General features: G+C 61.6%; 1 protein-coding gene. It reads left to right on the top strand.

Annotated features, from left to right (window positions below):
* Positions 1–126 precede the first annotated feature (126 nt).
* Positions 127–768, top strand: a 642-nt coding sequence (locus tag G6N73_RS36045; protein WP_246252842.1) for a LysR family transcriptional regulator substrate-binding protein, incomplete at its 3' end; no start/stop codon positions are given.

The following is a 768-nucleotide window of genomic DNA, read 5'->3' on the forward strand; positions in this document are numbered from 1 at the left end:
ATCTACCGGGAGCGTCAACTCACCCATCTCACTGACTTGGGGAAAGCGGTGCTGCCGATGCTTGAGCGCGCACTTGCATCGACGGAGGCAGTTCGACGCCGAGCGCGGCAGTTTCAGCAAAAGGAGATGGCGCCACTCGCTATCGGCCTCGCCCCATCCATTTCCGCTTCGCTCGTTCTTGAGCCTATCGCTGAAATTCGCGAATTCGTGCCCGGCCTCCATGTCGAGCTTCGAGAAGAGACGCCAGACCGCCTTGTCGAGCTTCTGCTGGAGGGCGAGATAAACGTGGCCGTCGTGGGCGACATGGAGGACAAGCCAGAACGGATCGACGACTGGGCGCTGTTCGAAGAGCGTTACGTCGCGGTTCTCGCCCCGTCGCATCAACTCGCGGACCTTCCGGTGATCGGAATGGAAGCGCTGCGCGAAGCCACTATTCTGGATCGGTCCGACTGCGATGTCGCCCATAAATTTCTGCGCCTCTGCTTTCCAGATGCACCACCTCAACACGCTCACAGCAGCAGCCGCGAGGTGCACCTGCAGCATTTGGCAGCCGCGGGGTTCGGGATAATCCTTGCTCCCGAGCATATGCCGCGACTTCCCTCCCTGAAGGCACTTCCGATCGAGGGAGATCCAGTATGGCGGGAGGTCCGCCTTCTTGCGGTGCAGGGCCGCCGCTACTCGCCGGCGCTGGATGCCTTCGTCAAGGTTGCGCGGCTGCGCGACTGGTCCCTTCACACGGGATCGCCTCTCGAAATCCAGCATCACAGC

This window comes from Allomesorhizobium camelthorni (assembly GCF_011045125.1).
Classification (GTDB): domain Bacteria; phylum Pseudomonadota; class Alphaproteobacteria; order Rhizobiales; family Rhizobiaceae; genus Allomesorhizobium; species Allomesorhizobium camelthorni.